This is a genomic window from Leeuwenhoekiella sp. A2 (assembly GCF_047946655.1).
Taxonomy (GTDB): domain Bacteria; phylum Bacteroidota; class Bacteroidia; order Flavobacteriales; family Flavobacteriaceae; genus Leeuwenhoekiella.
Map to the genome: position 1 here is coordinate 2,725,862 of NZ_CP172311.1, position 18,161 is coordinate 2,744,022.

General features: G+C 37.6%; 14 protein-coding genes. 1 reads left to right on the forward strand and 13 read right to left on the reverse strand.

The window, feature by feature from the left end:
• Position 1: 1 nt before the first annotated feature.
• From ACH3PA_RS12020 to ACH3PA_RS12030, 3 genes are read right to left on the reverse strand one after another with little or no spacing between them, the layout of a single operon-like run.
• Positions 2-2,830 (reverse strand): M16 family metallopeptidase, encoded by a 2,829-nt coding sequence (locus tag ACH3PA_RS12020; protein ID WP_416448199.1) that lies wholly within the window; start codon positions 2,828-2,830, stop codon positions 2-4.
• 37 nt (positions 2,831-2,867) lie between these two features.
• Positions 2,868-3,443: a mechanosensitive ion channel domain-containing protein gene (locus ACH3PA_RS12025; protein ID WP_416443888.1), complete on the reverse strand. Its 576-nt coding sequence runs from the start codon at positions 3,441-3,443 to the stop codon at positions 2,868-2,870.
• A gap of 14 nt (positions 3,444-3,457) precedes the next feature.
• Positions 3,458-5,956, reverse strand: coding sequence for a M14 family metallopeptidase (locus ACH3PA_RS12030; protein WP_416448200.1), 2,499 nt, complete (start codon positions 5,954-5,956; stop codon positions 3,458-3,460).
• A gap of 124 nt (positions 5,957-6,080) precedes the next feature.
• Between ACH3PA_RS12030 and bshC the strand changes: the two genes are divergently transcribed.
• A complete protein-coding gene (bshC, locus tag ACH3PA_RS12035) occupies positions 6,081-7,688 on the forward strand; it encodes a bacillithiol biosynthesis cysteine-adding enzyme BshC (RefSeq protein WP_416448201.1) in 1,608 nt (535 codons plus the stop codon).
• Here the strand turns inward: bshC and ACH3PA_RS12040 are convergent.
• From ACH3PA_RS12040 to ACH3PA_RS12085, 10 genes are all read right to left on the reverse strand, one after another.
• Entirely contained in the window at positions 7,678-8,391 is a 714-nt protein-coding gene (locus tag ACH3PA_RS12040; RefSeq protein WP_416448202.1) for a YqjF family protein, read from the reverse strand. The two genes, bshC and ACH3PA_RS12040, sit on opposite strands and share 11 nt — an antisense overlap.
• The gene (locus ACH3PA_RS12045; RefSeq protein WP_416443879.1) at positions 8,388-8,840 is read right to left on the reverse strand and encodes a beta-carotene hydroxylase; all 453 of its coding nucleotides are present in this window, start codon (positions 8,838-8,840) and stop codon (positions 8,388-8,390) included. Before ACH3PA_RS12045 ends, ACH3PA_RS12040 begins: the two co-directional genes overlap by 4 nt.
• A gap of 1 nt (position 8,841) precedes the next feature.
• The gene (locus ACH3PA_RS12050) at positions 8,842-9,681 is read right to left on the reverse strand and encodes a phytoene/squalene synthase family protein (protein ID WP_416448203.1); all 840 of its coding nucleotides are present in this window, start codon (positions 9,679-9,681) and stop codon (positions 8,842-8,844) included.
• Positions 9,682-9,683: 2 nt separating this feature from the next.
• Positions 9,684-11,144, reverse strand: a complete 1,461-nt coding sequence (locus ACH3PA_RS12055; protein ID WP_416448204.1) for a phytoene desaturase family protein — start codon at positions 11,142-11,144, stop codon at positions 9,684-9,686.
• Positions 11,145-11,157: 13 nt separating this feature from the next.
• On the reverse strand, positions 11,158-12,057 hold the full coding sequence (locus ACH3PA_RS12060; protein ID WP_416443873.1) for a MerR family transcriptional regulator: 900 nt from the start codon (positions 12,055-12,057) through the stop codon (positions 11,158-11,160).
• A 205-nt stretch (positions 12,058-12,262) separates the two neighbouring features.
• On the reverse strand, positions 12,263-13,840 hold the full coding sequence (locus ACH3PA_RS12065; RefSeq protein ID WP_416443871.1) for an MDR family MFS transporter: 1,578 nt from the start codon (positions 13,838-13,840) through the stop codon (positions 12,263-12,265).
• A 1-nt stretch (position 13,841) separates the two neighbouring features.
• Positions 13,842-14,924: an HlyD family secretion protein gene (locus ACH3PA_RS12070; protein WP_416443869.1), complete on the reverse strand. Its 1,083-nt coding sequence runs from the start codon at positions 14,922-14,924 to the stop codon at positions 13,842-13,844.
• Positions 14,925-14,942: 18 nt separating this feature from the next.
• The gene (locus ACH3PA_RS12075; protein WP_416443867.1) at positions 14,943-16,265 is read right to left on the reverse strand and encodes a TolC family protein; all 1,323 of its coding nucleotides are present in this window, start codon (positions 16,263-16,265) and stop codon (positions 14,943-14,945) included.
• Positions 16,255-16,875: a TetR family transcriptional regulator gene (locus ACH3PA_RS12080; protein WP_416448205.1), complete on the reverse strand. Its 621-nt coding sequence runs from the start codon at positions 16,873-16,875 to the stop codon at positions 16,255-16,257. Before ACH3PA_RS12080 ends, ACH3PA_RS12075 begins: the two co-directional genes overlap by 11 nt.
• A 165-nt stretch (positions 16,876-17,040) precedes the next feature.
• Entirely contained in the window at positions 17,041-18,093 is a 1,053-nt protein-coding gene (locus ACH3PA_RS12085) for an NAD(P)-dependent alcohol dehydrogenase (protein ID WP_416443863.1), read from the reverse strand.
• Positions 18,094-18,161 lie beyond the last annotated feature (68 nt).

Here is an 18,161-nt window from a genome sequence, read left to right on the forward strand (position 1 = left end):
GCTATTCCACTGGTTTCAAATTTTCATCAACCAGTTTTACTTCACCTATTCCCGTTTCCTTTAATTTCTGAAGCTGGGTTTCTGCATCACCAGCGACAACGTAAATCATATGTTCAGGATTTACATAATTAGTAGCAAGCGCTTTCATAGCGTCTAAATTCATATTTTTAAGACCAGCTTGTCTACTTAGCATATAATCATCTTTAAAATTATAGGCACTTAGATTTTCCAGAAAATTAAGTTTAGCATTAGCAGTTTCAAAAGAACGAGCGCTACTTTTTATTTCATAATTTTTAGAAAGTTCCAAGTCATTTTCGGTAAAATTGTTGCTGTAGTTGGTGATTATAGAATCGATCAACTTGAGACTTTCAGATGTTACATTGCTTCTTACCCCGCTGCTTATGACAAAAGGACCAGTAGTTTTACTCCCCTCAAAATGAGATCTTACTCCATAAGTATAGCCCTTGGTCTCCCGTAATTCCTGTGTAAGTTGGCTGGCAAAACCACCGCCACCTAGACGATAATTCATCACATCAGCATTATAAAAGTCAGGATCACTGGCGGCAAGTGCAGGGTAGCCTATGCGCAACTGCGACTGCTTTGCACCGGGAACATCAATAAAATATACGATTGGTTTCTCGGGTGCCTGCGGCACTTCAATTATGGGGATTGCAACATCTTTTGCTTCCCATTTTTGCTCTAAGTCGCTTAACGAACTCATAACAGTTTCTTTATCAACTGCTCCTACAACATGTAAATTGGCCAGAGAAGGCGATAAATTTGACTTGTAGAATGATTTTAGATCTCCCAGGGTGATTTTTTCAATCGATTCAGAAGTTCCTAATGTATTTTGAGAAAGGATATTATCTGTTCCGTAGATCGCTTTCGCGAAAGCATTGTCTGCAACACTACGTGGGTTAGATAATTGCTGCTCTATTTGAGTAGAGGCATCTTTTTTAGCCAGTTTAAATTCTTCCTCATCCCAACGCGGCTCCAGAATCATTTCTTCTACCAGAGCCATTGTCTTATCATAATTCTTGGCAAGCGAAGTACCCGAAATGGTAATATTTTCCGGTTGGGCATTTATAGAAATATAAGAACCTAAAAGCTCAATCTCCTGTTCTAATTCTACAGGCGTTTTAGTAGCGGTTCCTTTAGTCATCATTTCCGCAAGAAGATTTACCACTCCCGGTAAATCCTGATTTTCTAAAAGCTGACCACCGTCAATAGTAAGTGAGAAATTTACAAGCGGAACTTCATCATTCTCAATACCCAGAATCCCTAAACCATTCTCTAACTCATCACGCCATACTTCAGGCACTTTTATTTCCGGACTTTCACCATAAGGCGGTTCTACAGTTCTATCAAAACTTGACGGAGTACGCTCATAGGTAGCTGTAATACTGGGGTCAAAAGTTTCTTCTGCACCTTCTACAATTTTTTCTTCTTCAACTTCAGCTGGTGTAGAGTTAGCTAACGCTAATTCTGGTTCACCTTTAGGAACAAAACTGGTCGCAATAAAATTCTTATTCTTTATATACTTCTCATAAACTCGCATAACATCGTCTGTTGTGACAGCAAGCATTTTGTCTACGTCTTTATTGATGTATCCCGGGTCACCAGCAAATATATTATACTGAGCCAGCTGAAAACCCTTACCTAACACACTGTTTAAGCTGTTGTAAAATCTCGTTTCCTGTAACGCCTGAATGCGCTTAAGATCTTTTTTTGAGATTCCGTTAGCTTCGAAATTAGTTAAAGCTGTTTGTATACCTTTTGCAATGCTATCCAGATCTACACCGTCATTACCGCGTACCTGTATTGTGATTTCTCCTGCCAACTCAGAATCCTGTGAGTACATGTAGGGATTTGTAGTTAATTCCTTTTGCTCTACCAGAACCTTGTACAGCGGTGCTTCTTTTCCATCAGATAGATAAGTCGCAAGAATAGATAGGGGATAAGTGTCAGGATGATATGCATAAGGTCCCGGCCACGTCATCGTAAGTTGAGGTAATCGTGCGAAATTGTCCTCATAGTAAAATTCTTTAGTCTCAGTAAGTGTAGGGATTTCCTTTTCTAATTCAGGAATGTCTTCACCTCTTGGAATTTCATCAAAATATTTTTTCACCCATTCTTTGGCCCGCTCTTTATCAAAATCACCGGCAATTGTTAATGTTACATTATTGGGCACATACCATCTTCTGTAAAATTCTTTCACATCAGCAAGCGTAGCGTTTTGTAGATCGTCTAAAGAACCAATTACTTCCCAGTTATAGGGATGATCACTTGGGTAGAGGTTACGATGTATAATTTCTCGTTGATGTCCGTACGGATTATTATCTACACTTTGGCGTTTTTCGTTCTTTACAACCTGTTTTTCTTTAGCTAAAACCGGTTCAGTCACCGTATTGATAAAGTAACCCAGTTTATCTGCTTCTGCCCAGATCATTTTCTCCAGTGCGTCTTTTGGCACTGTTTGAAAATAATTAGTGCGATCTCGATTAGTAGATCCATTTGCTCCTGAACCACCCACCCGTGAGGTAAGTTTATCAAGACCACCTTTTCCTAAATTTTCAGATTCAAGAAATAACAAGTGCTCAAAGAGATGGGCAAAACCTGTTCTTCCTTCTTTTTCTCTCGCAGATCCTACGTGAGCGGTTAAAGCCACCGCTACTACAGGATCTGATTTGTCTTCATGGAAGATTACAGTTAGACCATTGTCTAAAGTAAATTCGTCATAATCAACTTTAAACGATGTGTCTTTTTTTTCTTCGGTATTGCACGATATTATAGCAAAACTGAAAAGGAATAGGATAGCAATTTTCTTCATTCTAGATCGAATAGATATAAGTGTAAATCAATTATTTTTAAACCAAAGGTGGTAAGTCTTCATCTTCCCGGTTTTCTTCGGCCTGATGTTCAATTTCGGCTACGTGTTCAAGAAATTCTTCAGGCGCAATAATGCGCATCGTTTTCTGAACAACTACTGTGTTAGAAAGTGTATAAACCTGATTGTTGGCATTTCGCAAGTGCAGAAAAAACAAGGTGATATTTTCAATACGACCTTCCATAGGAAAATCCTTATCAATAATCTCAACGTAATCTCCAATTTTCAAAGGGTGGTTAAAAAACAAAATCAGCCCGGAAGTTATATTGCTCAACAAAGACCACTGCGCAAAAAAAGCGACACCTAATATTGTAAGCATAGAGGTGATATAGGTAAAAACATCTCTGCCGCTTAATCCCCAGATGGCAGCAACGCAAAATGCTATCATTATAAAAAACAGCACGTTAGTTAATTTAATAGTGAGCTGCTTACGTGTGATATCAAAATTTGCTTTTAAGTATCGCTTCACCACAATCCGTATGATTATATAACGGATCAACAAAAGAATTACAAGGGCAACAATGCTCTCTAATATTCTTATTTCAAGTATATTCACTAAGGCGTTTTATTTTAAAGTCTGAATTTATTGTTGTTTACAAAGAATACTGAATTTACAACAAAGAGTTTTCCATTTTGCCAAAATGATCTAAAAAGTGGATCGTCGACCATATAAATAATGCTTCCGCTCCCTAATCTGGCTTCGCCAAAAACCAATGAATTTTTTAGTCCGGCTTTTGCATCTGCACCCGCAAAACCTGATACATTTTCCGGAGTTTCACCTATGTAAGCTACATTGTAACCATTATCAATTAGTGAAAAAGAATCGTCACCTAGTTTTAAGCTGTAATATGTATCCTCATAACCAAAAGCCATAGGATTTGTTGAATCTACTTTAGTTTTAAAGATGCTTCCGGTAATAAAATCCTTCACGCTTTCTTCCTCACGAGAAGCGTAAGGAATTAATTTCTCTTCAACGTTTGTACTGTCTTTGTCTTTTTTAGCTGAAGCGTCTTCATTTTTACTAAGACCAAAACCATCTTTTCCTGCAAAAGCGCTTACCGCGTTACCTATGGCGATCAATTTACCGCCACTCTGCACCCACGACTTAATTTTATCTGAAAGCTTGTTATTTAAATAACCATTGTAATAACCGCTAGGCATGATGATAACATCATAATCATCTAGGTTTATACGATCAAAATAATCTGTGTTGATAGAAGTTACAGGGTATTTTAATTGTTGCTCAAAAAAGAACCAGGTAGCGCCATAACTCAACGATGAAACCTGATCACCCTTTAATAAAGCGACACGTTGCTTGTTTATTAGTTTAATATCTGGTGAGCCAAAATCGGGTCCTGAAGTGGCAAAACTACTTGCTGCGGTGGCTAGTTTTCGGTTGTGTTTGTTTGCTATTTGTATAACTGTATTATCAAAACCTTCTAATTTTCTGTTATCGCTTTTTGTGATAATCAGCGAACCGCGCCCATAATCTACACCAGCATTTTTAAAGGGTTTTTCTGTAAAGCGAACTTTAATATCATTATTAAGAAGTTCTGCAAGAAACTCTGCATCTTTCATGCTGTCCCATTTAGTAATGTATCCCGCCGAATTTGAATCAGCCACATTATTGTAAACCGGAGTTTGGTTTGTTGCATTTGCAGTTACCAAAGACGTTGTAGCTACCGTTTCAAGCCCATAAGCTTCCGGTAAACTCCAAGCAGTAATATCATAAGTGATTGGTGTGTTCAGTTTTGCATTTGGTTCAAAAAGAACTTTTACCATTTTACCTTTAGGCTGGTTTGTACTTACGACCATAGCATGTTCATATTCCATACTTCCTGAGTCATTTTTCGCGTAGCTAAATCCTGAGGCTTTACCATTATCGGCATAACCATACTTGATTTCATGTTTATCAAGAAGCTCTGCTAGTGCGGCCAGTTTATCGGGATTTCCTTTCAAAACATAACTTTTATATTTCAAATCAGAATTTTGAAAATACTTCTTATACTCAGTATTTAATCTGTCTATATTTTTGCTCGCTACTTCTATCGTAGAAAGTCCGGTAGTTTTATGATGTGCAACGCGATCTACAAGTGTTAACTCAAAACCTTCATCTGTATTAATTCCTAAGCCTGCACGACCGTGACCAGCTTGTTCAAACGTCATCCCAATTGCGCCCATATACATGGGGTAGGTGTCACCATAACTAGGATATAAAAGGTCAAAACGCTCTTTGGTAAAGAATAACCATCCTTTTTCATCAAAATATTTTGCATTGTTTTTACCAATTGCGTTTTGAAATTCACTCTGCCAATCGGTTATTATTTCATGAAAAGGTTCTGCTGCAGGCGCAAAATAATAAGGCTCATTAATGCCTTGCTCATGAAAATCTACGTGAACATGCGGCATCCATTTATTGTAAACCTTAAGTCTTTGCTGCGTTTCTATTTGCGTGGCCCAGGCCCAATCGCGGTTCAGGTCAAATAAATAGTGGTTTGGTCTTCCGCCCGGCCATGGCTCATGGTGTTCTGCGGCATCCTGAGATTTATCATGAGGAGTTGCTTTTACCTGGTTGTACCAGTTTGCATATCTGTCGCGACCATCAGGATTTACACAAGGATCTATAATTACAACTGTATTTTTTAACCAGTCTTTTTTAGTAGTTATCAATTCGTATAAAGTCGCCATTGAGGCTTCTGTACTGCTGGCCTCATTACCATGTACATTGTAGCTTAACCATACGATGGCTTTGTCTGGAGTTGAATCACCGGAAACGATTCCTACGTTTTTTAGTTGATTTGTACGAATTGTTTCAAGATTTGCCAGATTTTCAGGAGTTGTAACAACCGCGTAGGTGAGTGGCCTGCGCTCATTGGTTTTGCCGTATTCCTGATAAGTCACCCAATCAGAATTTTGAGCTACGTATTCAAAATAGCGCACAACATCTGCATGTCTCGAGAATTGAGTTCCTATTTCATAGCCTAAAAATTCAGCGGGGGATTTTAAAGATTGTGCGGTTAGTACGAAAGTAAAAAGAAGAGTAAGTGTTAGGGTAATTTTTTTGATCATGAGTCTGTGGGTTTGGAAGCCTTAAAGCTACTAAAAATAGACTTATGCGGTATGCCTGAATTAACGTAACTTTAGCAGCCCAAAACACATTGTACTTTTATATTTACCGGTCAAAATAAAATTCATGCCCACCCAGCATATCCCGTATTCTGAAACGGGTTATTTCTCAAAAATTATATGTGACTATCTGGATCAAAAAGAGCAGGTAAGATCATTTTATCACAGGTTTCCAGATCTTGAAGGATTTTCGGCTCAAATAGCTGAAAAATCGGTTTTTAAGACCGAAAATCGGGAAATTTTGGTTAAAGCTTTAAGAAAGCAATACGAGAAATTAGAGATTTCAGACCTTACCAGTGAGAACATTTCATTGCTGGCAGAAAGCAATACGTTTACCATAACAACAGGCCACCAACTTAACCTGTTCACGGGGCCATTGTATTTTCTCTATAAAATAATAAGTGCGATCAAGCTTTCGCGAAAGCTAAAACAGGAACATCCCAATCACAATTTTGTTCCGGTTTACTGGATGGCGACAGAAGATCATGATTTTGATGAAATTAATTATTTCCGTTTGCACGGAAAAAAAGTAAAGTGGAACAGGCCCGATATTCAGGATAATAACAAAGGTGCGGTGGGCAATTTGTCTACCGAAGGTCTGGATGCAGTACACAAGCAATTTTGCGCAGAAATTGGCTCAACTAAGATTGCTAAAGAATTGTGTGATCTTTTTGAAAACGCATATTTAAAGCACGATAATCTGGCTGAAGCTACTCTGTATCTGGCAAATCATTTGTTTACAGCCTATGGTTTAGTAATTATTGATGCAAATTGCCGGGAGTTGAAAAACCTCTTTATTCCTTATATTGAAGAGGAATTGAACCAACAGACTTCTTTCAACGCGGTTAACCCAAAAACCGAAGCGCTTGAAGTTGCCGGTTATAACGTGCAGGTGAATCCACGGGAGATTAATTTGTTCTATTTAGGCAAAGATTACAGGGAGCGTATTATTGAGCGCGATGGTAATTATTTTGTACACGATAAAGAGATGCAGTTCACGCAGGAAGAGATTCTTGAAGAATTGCATAGCAATCCTGAGAAATTCAGTCCTAATGTAATTATGCGTCCGCTTTATCAGGAAGTTATCTTACCTAATCTTTGTTACATAGGCGGCGGTGGCGAACTAGCATATTGGTTTGAGTTGCGCGATTATTTTGAAGCTGTGGGTGTGCCTTTTCCTATTTTACTTTTGCGAAATTCTGCGTTGATCATAACCGAAAAACAGCAGGAGAAAATTGAAAAACTCGACTTGAGTTTAAAGGATATTTTCTTAAATCAAAATGATCTGGTAAATAGAAAGATCAGGAAAATTTCTAATATAGACATTGATTTTTCACCACAAAAAGAACATCTGGTAAAGCAATTTAAAGCGATGTATAAAATCGCTGAAGAAACAGATTCTACTTTTTTAGGCGCAGTAAAAGCTCAGGAAATAAAACAACTAAAAGGTCTTGACGCTTTAGAAAAAAGATTGCTTAAAGCGCAAAAGCGAAAGTTGGGTGATCATGTAAAGCGCCTTACAGATTTGCAAAATGAGTTATTCCCTGAGCAGAATTTGCAGGAACGTGTTGGTAATTTTTCAGAGTTTTATCTGGAATATGGTTCAGATCTGGTAGATAAAATCATAGACGATCTTGATCCTTTAAAGCCGGATTTTACAGTAATTACTTTGTAAGCAAAATTTTGCCTTCTATTGAGATAGGAGAACCTTCCATACACATCACAGAATCGGGTTTTTTGTGGGTAAAATCGCTGAAAGCAGCACCATAAATTGCGCCAAAATCAATATCAATCGAGTAGTTTTTTACTTCGTAAGCTTCCCATTTAGGATGGCGCACTTCATATTCTATTGATTGAATTTTACTTTTCTGGCTGTAGCCCCAATAATGTTCTGTGATAAATTCGGTAGCGCTTCCTGGAGCAAAAGGTTTAAGTTCTTTAGCCGTAGTCACGCTAAAAATCTGCCACTTTTTCCCGCTTTTCAGCTCATAAGAGAAGGTATTTTCAGTTTCGCCAAGAGCGTGTTTATAATCCATAGCGCAAAGACTATATTTCTCGTTGTAAAACGTATTGGCAATTAAGGCAATTGCAGGTTTGTTCACAATTTCAGAAATAAATACAGTGCCTCTTTTCCAGACCCCGTTATCGCGATATTTCACGTAAAATCGCAGGTTTACTTCTTCAAATCTGGTATGAAAAGGAATGGATATTCCTTTCAACTTTACGTTGTCAAATAGAAAACCTACAAAACTCACATAGCATTTACCTTCAAAAAAGTCTAGTTCGCAATGTGCCGGAAGATAAGGTTGCAGTACTTTAGGATCTACCGCGTAATTGGCAAAACATAATTTTCGCCATTCGGCAGTTAAAAAACTCATTTGGTTTTAAAGAACTTCAGTGGTGGTACGAGCATACCAAAACATTCACCATCTTCTTTACCTATGTGTTTGTGATGTATTTTATGTGCGCGACGTAGACCTTTTGCATACCAATTATTAGCATTGCGAAACATCTTAAACCGCTGGTGAATGAATATATCGTGAACAAAGAAATATGTAAGACCATAAGCGAAAATTCCTAAACCTATAGGAAGACCAATCCACACATTTTCATACTGCCATAATAAAAAACAGCCTATGCTAATAAGTGCATAAAAGATGAAGAAAAAATCATTGCGCTCCCACCAGCTACCGTGATCTTTTTTATGATGATCGCTGTGTAACGACCATAAAAAGCCATGCATTACATACTTGTGCGTGAACCACGCCATAAACTCCATGATACAAAATGTGGTGACAAAAACTAAAATCCAGATTAAGATTTGCATTTTAAATAAGGTTTAATCTATATTTTACATAGCTGCGCGCAAGAAGAGACGCTTTCACGTAATTAGGTACTCGTATGCGCGTATTTTTAATTTCTAAAGACGGCGTACTTTTTAATTTGCTCAGCAATTTACGATAATATCGATAAGCGGTATAAACACCAAACTTAGCTTCTACCGGCAGTTTGCAAATACCTTCCAGACCTTTAGCAAAATCGGCCTCAATATCTGCGATAATTTGCTGTTTGCTTAGTTCGTCAAGTTTATCAAGATTTGTGTTGGGAAAATAAGTACGGCTTAATTCTTCATAATCTGCCTTAAGATCCCTTAAAAAATTCACTTTTTGAAAAGCCGAACCCAAACTCATCGCGCATTCTTTTAGTTCGTCATACTTTTTGCGATCACCTTTCACAAAAACCGTGAGACACATAAGACCTACAACATCTGCAGAGCCGTAGATGTACTCTTTGTACTCATCTTTAGTGAGGTATTTACTCTTAGTAAGATCAAGACGCATACTCTTCATAAAAGAATCAACAAGATGTTGCTCAATACCATATTTATGATATGTGTGCTGAAATGAATTAAGGATAGGGTTTAAACTTATTTTATCAATCAGGGCATATTCAAGATCTTTTTCAAAACGGTCGAAAAGAATTTCCTTTTCATAACCATGAAAACTATCTACGATCTCATCTGCAAAACGTACAAAACCATAAATGTTATGAATATCCTGTCTTATGCCGGGAGCCAGCATTTGAGTGGCGGTAGAAAACGAAGTGCTGTAGAACTTGGTAACAGTTCTTGAGCATTTCATAGAAACAAGATCAAAAATTTCTTTCATCCTTAATGATGTTTAGCGATCAATCCTGCGGCTAGCTTCCCTGAAATTAAAGCAGGTGGTACGCCGGGCCCGGGTACGGTAAGTTGACCTGTAAAATACAAGTTCTTTACTTTCTTACTTTTTAATTTAGGTCTTAAGAACGCTGTTTGCAAGAGTGTGTTAGCCATTCCGTAGGCATTACCTTTGTATGAATTGTAGTCTTCAACAAAGTCATTGACACAAAATGATTCTTTAAATATAATATTTTTTTTAGCTGTTTGTCCGGTTAGCTTTTCAAAGCGATCCATAATTAGATCAAAATATTGCTCGCGCATTTCGCTAGTATCATGAAGTCCCGCTGCGATAGGAACAAGAAAAATACCTGCTTCCTGTCCTTCCGGAGCTACACTTTCATCAGTTTTTGAAGGGAAACTGGCATAGAAAAGCGGTTCTTGCGGCCACTCTGGTTCATCGTAAATCTCGCGGGCGTGTTTTTCAAAATCAACATCAAAAAACAAAGTGTGGTGATTTACATTTTTTAGTTTCTTATCAAAACCTACATAGAAAAGCAGGGCAGAAGGAGCAAAAGTTTTGGCTTCCCAAAATTTTTCTGAGTATTGTCTAAGGTTTTGTGGAAGAAGCTTTTCGGTGTGATGATAATCTGCACCACTTAAAATTATATCTCCTTCTACAACCTTGCCGTCAATCTCGATTCCTTCAGCATTGTTATGTTTAGTACGTATGCGTGTAACCTCTTTATCGGTATGTATTGTAATGCCAAGACCTTTAGCTAAAGTTTCCATTGCATTTATCACGGCATACATTCCTGTTTTGGGATGAAAAGTACCTATACCAAAATCGGCATAATTCATAAAACTATAAAATGCCGGAGTATCGCTGGGTTTAGCTCCTAGAAAAAGCACAGGAAATTCCAGAATTTGAACTAATCTGGGATTCTTGAATGATTTACGCACTTCTTTACTAATGGTGCTAAAAAAGGAACCAATTTTTTTAATGGTAACCGGTGTGACTAACTCAAGCGGAGAAACGCCTGGTCTGTAGACCAAATCTTTTATTGCAACGTCATAATTGTTTTTAGCCTCATCTATAAATTTTTGAAGCTTTACAGAACTTCCCGGTTCTTCCTTTTCAAAAGCTGCTTTTATCTTTTCAAGAGTATCTTCTATTGAGATGTATTCATTCGTATCAAAGTAAACACTGTATGCAGGATTGAGTTTTTCGAGGGTGTAAAAATCGGTTGGTTTCTTATGAAAATCGGCAAAAAATCGCTCAAAAACGTCTGGCATCCAGTACCAGGTGGGACCCATATCAAAAGTAAAACCGTCTCGTTTTAATTGTCGCGCACGACCACCTATGGTTTTATTCTTTTCATAAATATGAACCTCGTTGCCCATTTGAGCCAGATAGCAAGCTGCTGCCAATGATGAAAAACCTGAACCCAACACCAAAATCTTTTTATTCATTTAATTCTTTTCCTTAAAGCACTTTTGCAAAATCTTTTATAGTGTGAAAGATCTCGACATTATCGGGCAATTCACTTTGATCAACCTGCTGCGCCCGTTTGCCCAGGATGTAAAATGGAATCTTGCTACTCGATAATTCCCTGTTAAAATCACTTACGTAATCCTTTACGGTCTGGTCTTCAGGTTTTACCGTAAAATAGGATACAAAATGCAGGTTTGTCTGGTTTGTGAGCAGATATTTTAAGCTGTCCAGCTGTATGCTTTGGCCTAAATAAATGCACTTATATCCAGATGTTATTATCTCATAATTAAGATACATGAGCCCGAGTTCATGTAATTCATTTTCGGGCAGAAAAAGTACAAAGGTTTTGCTTTTGGTTGGAGAATGATCCAGTTGATACTGCTCTATTTTTAGCAGTATTTTCTGTTTGATAAGGTTGGTAATAAAATGCTCATGAGCAGGATTTATAGTATCTGTTTGCCAGAGTAAACCCAACTCATTGAGTAAAGGTACAAAAGCTTGCACAAATATTTCGCGAAAGCTTAAAACTGTAGAAAGCGATTCATAGGTTCTTGCAAATAATTGCTGATCAAAATTCATCATCGCAATTTTTAAAGAGTTGATCGCGTGATTATCTGAGAGATTATTTTTAGAAACAAGATCTGCAACGATCTCTGCAATTTCTTTAGAAGAATGTTTTGCCACCTTAGAAATCTTATACTTATTCTCAAGAAGAAAAGTAACATTCAATAATTTCTGAAGGTCTTTTAAAGTATACGTACGTATGTTAGTTGGCGTGCGTTCTGGGTTTAGCAAGTTATAGCGTTTCTCCCAGATGCGAATGGTATGTGCTTTTACGCCACCCAAACTTTCCAGATCTTTAATGCTGAATTGGGTTTTAACGGCGTTCATGTAATAGATTAATTGGTCTCATTAAGTATTCAAATTTACTATTTTGTTTAATAAGATGAAAAAATAATTAAACAAAAAAGATGGTTTACTTGAAAAGATACTAAATATTATAAATACAAAAACAGGCTAAAAACGAAATGGTCTTTAGCCTGTTGATTATTAAGATGATAATATTTCGCTTTAAGCGAAATAAATTTAAGCTGATTTAATGCACCGCTGAAGTATCAACTTTACCTGCACCTTTACGTATTAGCAGTACAAAGGGCACACATAGTAAAAACATGATACCCAGATACAGAAAGATCTCCATATAAGAAAGTACTGTTGTCTGTTTTGTAATAGTACCCTCAAGAATTTGATAAGCTCGTGCTAACGCCTCGTTTGCACTAAAGCCTTTACTTATGAACATCTGCTGTAGCCCTTGAATTCGCTGTTGAACATTAGCATTTACTGCGCTTAAATTAGGTATAAGATCAACACGATGCTGCTGATTTAACCGTGAAATCATTGTTGTTATAATAGCAATACCAAAAGAACCTCCTAATTGTCTCATCATACCGGTAAATGCGGCTCCCTCACCAATATCTTTCCCTTTTAATGAAGAAAGGGCAAGGGTGGTAATAGGTACAAATAACAATCCTAATCCTAAACCACGTACCACAAGAGGCCAGAACATATGTTCACCTCCCGTATCAGGCGTCATTATATTATGCATCCATAGGCAAAAGATGAAGAATAGTGAGAAACCTGTTGCCACCATATATTTTTGCGACACTCCACGTTCTAGCATTTTCCCAATAATAGGCATCATAAATGCTATTGTAATTGAGCTTGGTATTAATAGCAAACCAGCATCTGTAGCCGTCCATCCTAAAATTGCCTGGGTATAAATAGGTATTATAAAAGTTGTACCATAAATACCAAAACCCATAATGAATGTCATAAGCGTCCCTACTTTTAGATTGCTATCTCTCAGCACTCTCAGGTTAACAATGGGATGCTCGTACACCAGTTCACGCCAGATAAATAAGATCAATCCAAAAAATGAAGCGATACTTAACACGACAATTGTAATATCCTGAAACCAATCATCCTGCTGGCCATGTTCAAGGACAAATTGAAGTGAGCCAATGAAAACAGTAAGCAAAATTATCCCCCACCAGTCTACCTGACTTGCTTTTAATTTATCACCGTATTTAGGACTCTTAACAAACATTATCGTGAAAATAGTAGCGATAATTCCTAAAGGTATATTGATATAGAAAATATAGGGCCATGAGAAATTGTCTACTAAATAACCTCCCAACGGTGGTCCCAAAGTAGGACCAACTATAATCCCCATACCATAAATAGCCTGTGCCATACCACGTTTTGCAACCGGATAACTTTCTGTGATAATAGTTTGTGCGGTTACGAGCAAAGCACCTCCACCCATACCTTGTATGAATCTAAATACGACGAGTTCCCATATATTAGTGGCGTTTCCGCATAAAAATGAAGAAACCGTGAATATAATAATAGAAGCTGCAAAGTAATTACGACGCCCAAATTGTTTAGATAACCAACTTGTCATGGGGATGATTATAACGTTAGCAATCGCGTATGCTGTAATTACCCAGGCAATATCATTAAGAGTTGCTCCCAGACTACCACGCATGTCGTTTAGAGCAACGTTAACAATGGTCGTATCTATGATCTCAAGTAAAGCACAGAGTATAGCGGTAACAGTAATAATTACACGTCTAAACCCGTATTCTACTAAGTCGTTTTCTTCGTCCTGCATATTATTTTAGGTGTACATCAACGGTTACATTCATTCCTGAGCGTAACTTTTTCAATTCATCAGTGTTATTTTCTTCTGTGAAATCAATTTTCACTGGTAGTCGCTGAATGGTCTTTACGAAGTTTCCTGTTGCGTTATCTGGAGGCAGTAAAGAAAAACGTGCACCCGTAGCAGGAGAGAAGTTTGAAATCTTTCCTAAGAATTCTTCACCCGGGTACGCATCTACTTCTACACTCACTACCTGACCCACTTTCATTTTCTCAAGCTGGGTTTCTTTAAAATTTGCGATCACCCATTTGTCTGCTGTATTTACAAGATAAAAAAGAGCCTGACCAGGTTGAACATATTGACCGGCTTGTAAGTCTACACTAGAAAGTTGACCATCTATGGGTGCGGTTACTGTCGTGTAATCAATATTTAATTGAGCAGCATCAACTTTAGCCTGAGCGCTTTTTATATTTGCTTCTGCTACAGTTACTTGTTTTTCAGAAATATCTGTTTGTGAAAAAGCAGCTCTGCTTTGACTTGAAGATGCTTTTTGCTGATTTTGAAGAATCTGAACCTGAGCTTCTGCTTCCTGCTTTGCGGCCAGCGCCTGCTCATATTGCTGTGTGGTGATAGAGTGATTGCTATAGAGGTTCTCATACCTTTTAAAATCATCTGTTGCTCTGCGTAATCTAATCTTCGCTGTTTCTATATTGCCGCTTGCAGATTTAACCTGAGCGCTGGAAGCTGCTGCATTGGCCTGGTAAGAACCAATACTTGCCTGTGCCACTCCTAACTGACTTTGAGCTGCTGCAAGTCCTGCTTGTGCCTGCTCAAGATTTACCAGATAATCTCGCTTATCAATTGTAAACAGGGTATCTCCCTTCTTTACAAATTGATTGTCGTTAACATATACTTTCTCAACATAACCACCTACGTGTGGTATGATAGAATTCATATTTGCTTCTATCTGCGCATCATCTGTTTCTTCATGTCCCAAAGAATGTATGATCTTATAAGTACCATAAACCAGACCTATTAATACAATGGCTGAAATTATGATTATGAACTTTTTATTTGTTTTTTTCTTCTGTTCCATTTTTGATAAAATGAGTAGTTATTGTATAAATTGATCGGTTAATTGCCCTTTGGCTGTAAGTAGTTCGAAATATTTTTGCGTAATATCTGCCTGCGAATACGTTAGGTTTATTTTTGCCTGAAGTTGTTGTACATCTGCTTCAAGCAGGTCATTTGTGTCTACCAGACCGTTGTCGTACTTATCTTTAACGATCCTGTAATTTTCTGCTGCCTGCTCTTCAGATTTGGTGTAAACCTCAAATTTCTTCAGTTCTAATTGATAGTCCTGACGTTTGTTCTCGACTTGTACTTTAATCTGGTCTGAAACTTTATCTACGTTAAACTTCAATTCTTCTGCCCGACTTTGGGCAACTTTTACATCGTTTTTAGCTTTAAATATATCTGCAAGATTGTATGACAGACCTACACCTACATTCATTGCATTTTTTACAGTGAGTGCATTATGCAGATCAAGCGCGATGTACCCCCCGGTAAGAGCCAGCGAAGGATAAAATTTACTCTGTGCTACTTTGATCTGGTTTTGAGCAGCCTCTTCCTGATATTGTAAGGCATCAAGATCGCTTCTTGTGATCTCATTTTCTAACATTTCTGGCGCAGGGCCAAAACTCGCATCACTGGGATTAATTTGCGATCCTGCCGGCAATTTTAGAAATACGGTAAGTCTGTAGTTTAGAATATTGCGATTTTTAATGGCTTCCTGTAAAGTAAGAGCAACATTAGATTGTTGTAGTTGAGCTTTTAAAAGATCGTTACGAGCTAGAAGACCATTCTCTTCCATTGCCTGAAAATCTTTTACGCGCTGCTCTGTGCTTTTGAGATTTTCGGTTACCAGTTCTACAGTTTTATTAGCTTTATAAAGATTTATATAGGTGCTAATCGTTTGTAAAGCCAGTTGTTCTTTGTCATTTTTAGCCGAAGAAATTGCCGCTTTATACTGATTTTCACCCGCTTTTAGTAGGTTTTTGAGCTTAAAACCCGAAAATAAAGGCATAGAAACGGTTGCCTGACCCAGCAATAATTGGTCTACATTAGGTGTGCCGGCATCACTGGCTTCATCAGGATCAGGATCGCTTTCAGTTGTAGATATTTGCAGATTTACATCGGCATTAGTTAAATACAAATATTGTCCTGATATGTCAAAATCAGGATATTGGTTGTTTTTGGTGACGTTAAGTTCACCCATGGCAGTATTCACTTTCGCATCAGCAATTTTAGAATCATCGCTATTTGTGAGTGCAAGATCTACCGCTTGTTTAAGGGTTAATTCTGTAACCTGCTGGGCGTATGTTTGGCTTAAGCCAAAAAATACAAGCAGAACTAACAGAAGGAATCTATATTTCATAAGTTAATAAGGCTTTAATGGTTTTTTGTATATGTGGAGTTAGTTTTTTGTAGACAAAATCATCAAAAGAGGTGATATTATCAAGGCCGTGCATTCTTTGAAAAAAGGATTTGTTGTAGTAGAAGTTGAAATATGTACCCAGAATTGTGGGGAAAATAAGCGGGATATCTACGGTTTTACTAAAAACACCGGCTCGTTGCCCATCTTTCACAAAATTTTCTATGAGTTTGTAATTCTCTAGTTTCTGGTCGAGGTAATTATCAAAATCTATCTGTCTGGAAACATTAGAATATTCAAAGTGAATAATCTTGTACATCCTGCGATTGCTGTGAATGCGCTTAATGGCAAATTCTATTAAAGCATCAATACGATCAAGATAGCTCATCTCTTCGGTAAGAACAGATTCTGCTTGTATCCTAAAATGAGATGCTCTATAAATCATCAATGTGCCCAGCAATTTCTCTTTAGAGCCAAAATAATAAGAGATCATCGCCACGTTTACATCGGCTTCTTTTGCAATGTGACGCACAGATGTACCATCAAAACCATTTTCTGCAAAAAGCTTCTCGGCAACCTCTAAAATTTGTATTTGTTTATCGTTTAAATCCATTTCATTTTCTAAATCATACACAAAATTAAACGATTGTTTAAATTAAACGTTTGTTTGAATTTGTTTTTGATATATTTTAACGTACATCGTTTGCGCTGCCGTTGAGCATAAAAAAAAAGGAGCTCAATGAGCTCCTTTAGGTAAATATTGCTTGTACGAAATTAACTAGCTCTCTTTCAATGATTTCATGTCGATCACAAATCTGTATTTCACATCTGCTTTAATAACCCGTTCGTACGCTTCATTAATATCCTGCATATTGATAAGTTCGATATCAGAAACTATATTATGTTCTCCACAGAAGTCAAGCATTTCCTGAGTTTCTTTTAGTCCACCTATCATAGATCCCGCAATTCTTTTACGGCCCATAACAACAGCGCCACCATGAAATGGTTTAAGGGGCTCAATAGCACCTACTAAAACCATTGTTGCATCTCTTTTAAGTAAAGCGATATAAGGATCCATCTCGTGACCTACGGGAATTGTGTTAAGAAGAAAGTCAAAAGAACCGGCATGTTTTGCCATTGCATCAGCATCTTTAAAAATTAGGACTTCGTCTGCACCTAGTTCTTCAGCATCTTTAGATTTCTCTGGTGAGGTGGTGATCATTACGGTATGCGCGCCCATAGCGTGAGCAAATTTAATACCCATATGGCCTAGACCACCCAGACCTATGACGCCTACTTTATCGCCTTTCTTTACATCCCAATGACGTAGAGGAGACCAGGTGGTTATACCTGCACAAAGCAAAGGTGCCGCTGCTTTTTCGTCAATATTTTCTGGGATACTTAAAACGAAATTTTTATCTACTACAACTTTTTCAGAATACCCGCCAAAGGTATGGCCGCCTAAATGTTTATCTGCTCCGTTGTAAGTGAATGTAGCTCCGTTTTCACAATACTGTTCAAGATCTTCTTTACACGATTCACATTCCTGACATGAATCTACAAGGCAACCTACACCCACAAGATCACCTTCTTTAAATTTAGAGACATTGGCGCCAACTTTAGTAACGCGGCCTACTATCTCGTGACCCGGTACAACAGGATATTGAGAATTCTTCCAGTCATTGCGAATGATATGAATATCGCTATGGCAAACACCGCAGTAAGTAATGTCAATTTCTACATCGTCTGCAGTGAGTGATCTTCTTTTAATATCAAGAGGCTTTAACTCTGCAGTTGCAGAAGTTGCCCCGTATGCTTTTATATCGTTCATTTTATAAATTTTTGGCAAAATTCAACAAAGCCCGGTCACTTTTTTTCAGTTTAACTTAATTTAACAGG